The sequence below is a fragment of the Alkalihalophilus lindianensis genome (assembly GCF_032843265.1).
In the GTDB taxonomy this organism is placed as follows: Bacteria; Bacillota; Bacilli; order Bacillales; family Bacillaceae_D; genus Alkalihalophilus; species Alkalihalophilus lindianensis.
This window is the reverse complement of the sequence record NZ_JAWJBA010000760.1, coordinates 1-249: the sequence shown is the minus strand read 5'-3', so window position 1 is coordinate 249 and position 249 is coordinate 1. Positions and strand designations below refer to the sequence as shown.

1 protein-coding gene is annotated in these 249 nt (G+C 44.2%); it reads left to right on the top strand.

Annotation, left to right across the window (positions count from 1 at the left end):
* A partial coding sequence (locus tag RYX56_RS24215; protein WP_317124363.1) for a LysM peptidoglycan-binding domain-containing protein occupies positions 1–249 on the top strand: 249 nt, incomplete at both ends.

The following is a 249-nucleotide window of genomic DNA, read 5'->3' as shown; positions in this document are numbered from 1 at the left end:
ATTGCCAGAACCTATCAAACAACAGTAGCGGACATCACTGAAGCAAATGAATTGCCGAATCCTAATAATCTTGTGGTTGGACAATCTTTGGTCATTCCGATTGTCGGCCATTTTTATTTCGTCCAGCAAGGTGACTCGCTTTACTCTATTGGACAAAAGGTTGGTGTCCCTTACCAGCAGCTTGCAGCCATTAACCAGATTCCCGTTAATCAACCATTACAGATTGGCCTCAGGCTGTACATTCCCGAA